4 protein-coding genes are annotated in these 3,740 nt (G+C 70.9%); 2 read left to right on the forward strand and 2 right to left on the reverse strand.

Annotation, left to right across the window (positions count from 1 at the left end):
• Positions 1-141: 141 nt before the first annotated feature.
• Both ACVNF4_RS33680 and ACVNF4_RS33685 read left to right on the forward strand, forming a co-directional pair.
• Positions 142-924 (forward strand): enoyl-CoA hydratase/isomerase family protein, encoded by a 783-nt coding sequence (locus ACVNF4_RS33680; protein ID WP_461806672.1) that lies wholly within the window; start codon positions 142-144, stop codon positions 922-924.
• A gap of 46 nt (positions 925-970) precedes the next feature.
• Complete coding sequence (locus tag ACVNF4_RS33685; protein WP_461806673.1) at positions 971-1,948, forward strand: alpha/beta fold hydrolase; 978 nt, start codon at positions 971-973, stop codon at positions 1,946-1,948.
• A gap of 1 nt (position 1,949) precedes the next feature.
• On the opposite strand, the gene ACVNF4_RS33690 is transcribed toward ACVNF4_RS33685, so the two are convergent.
• Together ACVNF4_RS33690 and ACVNF4_RS33695 are read right to left on the reverse strand one after the other, a co-directional pair.
• On the reverse strand, positions 1,950-2,489 hold the full coding sequence (locus ACVNF4_RS33690; protein ID WP_461806674.1) for a hypothetical protein: 540 nt from the start codon (positions 2,487-2,489) through the stop codon (positions 1,950-1,952).
• A gap of 57 nt (positions 2,490-2,546) precedes the next feature.
• On the reverse strand, positions 2,547-3,740 hold a 1,194-nt coding region (locus ACVNF4_RS33695; protein WP_461806675.1), incomplete at its 5' end, for an outer membrane protein assembly factor BamB family protein.

The raw sequence follows: 3,740 nt of genomic DNA on the forward strand, positions 1-3,740 counted from the left end.
CGCACTCGCCGACGCCCCGCGCATCCGCCTCGTCGGCAACGTCGTCACCCACCCCGGCGCTCCCCTCAACTCCCTTGATCCGCAACGGCTTCGGATCGGCGCCCGGGTCCACGCGGTGTTCCCGGACGACGGTCTCCCCCAGTGGGTCCTGACGTGACCCCGCGCCTCGACACCGACAAGGAGACCGGCGTCGCGGTGGTCACGCTCGACCGTCCGGAGAGGCTCAACGCGATCGACATTCCGACGGCCCGGCAACTCGCGGAGATCTGGCGGCAATTGCGTTTCGACGACGCCGTCCGGGCGATTGTCCTCACCGCCACCGGAACCCGCGCTTTCTCCACCGGCATCGACCGCGACGCCGTGGTTCCTCAGCCCAACTCCCCTTATATGCAGGACGATCCACTCCTGCACATCGGCCCCAAGTCCAACGATCTCTGGAAACCGGTGATCGCGGCCGTCGAGGGAATGGCGTGCGGCGGGGCTTTCTACCTGTTGGGGGAGAGCGAGTTCGTGGTGGCCGGGGAGGGCGCCCAGTTCTTCGACCCGCACACGACATACGGAATGGTCAGCGCCTACGAGTCGGTGCTGATGGCGCAGCGGATGCCGTACGGGGAGGTCGCCCGGATGATGCTGATGGGAACGGCCGAACGGCTCTCCGCGCAGCGGGCGTACGAGGTCGGACTGGTCTCCGAACTGGCGGGAACCGGAAGGGCGTCGGAGGTCGCAGTCGAGCGGGCGCGGGTGATCGCCGGGTATCCGCCGGAAGGGGTGCAGGGCACGGTCCGCGCACTGTGGGCGGCCCGGGAGGCGACGCGGGCACAGGGATTCGCGCAGGCCCCGCACCTGATAGCGCTGGGGAATCTTCCGAGCGACCGGCAGAATCAACTCTTCACAGAAAGAACCCAGAATTTCCGAATACGCTGAAAGGGGACGGCATTTCGGCCGAGGGTGCACCCATAAACTGGTTTCCATGATCCAGCACCGCACCGTAGAAGTGAACGGCGTCAACCTGCACATCGCCGAGGCCGGGACCGAGGGCCCGCTGGTGGTCCTGCTGCACGGCTTCCCCGAGTCCTGGCACTCCTGGCGCCACCAGTTCGCCCCGCTCGTCGCGGCCGGGTTCCGTGTCGTCGCCCCGGACCAGCGCGGCTACGGCGCCTCGGACCGTCCGGACGACGTCGCCGCGTACAGCATCCTGCACCTGGTCGGGGACGTGATCGGGCTGATCCACGCGCTCGGTGAGGAGACGGCGTTCGTCGTCGGCCACGACTGGGGTGCGCCGGTCGCCTGGCACACGGCGCTGCTGCGGCCGGACGTGGTGCGCGGGGTCGCGGGGCTCAGCGTGGCCCCGTCGCAGCGCGGCGTCCGTCCGCCGCTGGGTGTGGTGGACGCGGCGTACCAGGGCCGCTTCTACTGGACGTACTTCAACCAAGTCGGTGTGGCGGACGAGGAGTTCGGGCGGGACCCGAAGACCGCCCTGCGGCGCTTCGTGTACGCGCACTCCGGTGACGCTCCGGGCGAGCCCGGGATCCACCAGGCCCTGGTCGAGCCCGGCACCCCGTGGCTGGAGCAGCTCCCCGACACCGGCGAACAGCCGGACTGGTTCCCCGAGTCCGACCTCGACGAGCTGGCCGAGAGCTTCGCCAAGGGCTTCACCGGCAGCCTCAACTGGTACCGGAACCTCGACCGCAACTGGGAGTTGACCGCCCCCTACGCGGGCGCGACCATCACCACGCCCGCGCTCTTCGTGTACGGCGACCGCGACCCCGTCGCCTACTTCCCCGGCACGCCCGAACTGATTGCGAAACTCCCGCAGTTGCTCCCGGGCCTGCGCCGCCCGCCGGTCGTCCTGCCGGGCTGCGGCCACTGGACCCAGCAGGAGCGGCCGGCCGAGGTGACCGAGCTGCTCGTGGAGTTCCTGACCGGACTCCGTGACGAACAGGCGTAGTTCAGACCACCCGCGCGACGGCGTCGACCTCGCAGCGAACCACCTTCGCAGCGAGACCGGCGCCACCGACCGGCACCTCCACGGACTCCGTCGCCTTCCCCCGTATCAACTCCTTGCTCACCGGCTCCGCGATCACCGCCCCGCTCGCGTCCAGGAACCTGACGGTGATCTCGAACCACTCCACCGAGGGGTTGGGGTTGAAGACCTTCACGGTCGCATACGGCGCCGTCCGCGTCGCACACTCGACGAGGCTCACCCGCCCGCTCTGCACGACGACGGGTGTCCGCGCGGACGAACTCCCGCTCGACGAACTCCCGCTGGACGAACCGGAGTCGTCATCGTCGTAGTCGTTGTGCCGATACCGCGAGCCGCTCCCCGACGACGAACTGTCGTGATCCTGCCGGGAGCTGCTGCACCCGCCCCCGCCGTCCCCACTGTGGCTCCCGCCCCTGTGCCCGCGCCCGGACGAGAAGCCCGTGAGCGCGAGCACCACCAGAGCCGAGACCGCCGTAAGCCTGAAGATGTGCCCCCGTCGTCGCATACGGCCACTCTAGGCAACCTCTGTCACGCTCACGTCACGCTCCCCGCATCCTGCCCCCTACATGGGCCGGGCCGTCCCGGTCCCCTTCTCCGCGTCCAGCGCGTACACGCACCGGTCCTTGCTGCACGCGTACACGACCCCGTCCCGTACGACCGGAGAGCCAGTGATCTCTCCGCCGGTCGCGAGCTTCCACCGCAGCCGCCCGTCGTCCGCCTTGAGCGTGTACAACAGGCAGTCGGTGGAGCCGAAGTGGATGCGGCCCTCGGCGACGGCGGGCGCCCCCACGATGTCCCCGCCGGCCTGGAACCGCCACTTGGGCGTGCCGGTCACCGCGTCCAGGGTGTAGAGGCCCTTGCCGCTGCCCACGTGCACATGCCCGGCGGCGACCAGTACGGGATCGATGGAGGAGCGGGCCTCGGTGGCGATCCGCCAGCGGTCGCGGCCGTCGGCGGCGTCGATGGCGTAGACCGTCCCGAGGTAGTCCGCGAGGTAGACCCCGCCCCCGGTGACGGCCGGCCCCGGCACGAAGGCGGGCGGCGACAGGAACGCGGCCGGCGCCTCGAAGTGCCAGCGGACCATCCCGGTCGCGATGTCGATCGACAGCACCCGCGTCCCCGCGGAGACGTACACGTTGGCGTCCCCCGCAGGGGTGACCCGTACGGGTACGCCCCCGCAGGAGGCGGCGTCACCGATGGGGTAGGACCAGCGTTCCTCACCCGTACGGGCCTCCAGGGCCCGCAGCCGGGCGTCCTGCCAGACGTAGACGGTGCCGTCGTGCAGGACGGGACCCGCCTCGGGTGACTCGAAGTCGGTCTGGCAGCCGCCGATCTCCCACAGCTTCTGCCCGTTCGACGCCTCCCAGCCCTGCGCGCCTCCCCCGCGGGTACCGGTGACGACGGTCCCCCGTTCGGCCTTCAGGGAGTACACCCAGGCGTCCGTCGGCAGCCGCCACAGGTCACCGCCCTCGCGGGCGTCGAGGGCGAACAGGGTGGGCCCGTCGGAGGCGTGGACGCGGCCGTCGGCGACCGCCATGGACCAGGCGACGTCCCGCGTCTTGAACCGGCGGCGGCCGGTCGCGACGTCCAGGGCGTGCACCTCGAAGGAGGTGACGTAGACGAGGTCGCCGTCGACGGAGGGGGTTCCCCAGACATCGTTGGACATCCGGAAGCGCCAGGGCCGCCAGCCGGGCGGCGCCTCGGGGGGCGCGCTCGGCAGGGCGGGCGCTCCGGGCACCCCGGTCGCTCCGGGTAC

It is taken from the genome of Streptomyces sp. S6, from assembly GCF_054880855.1.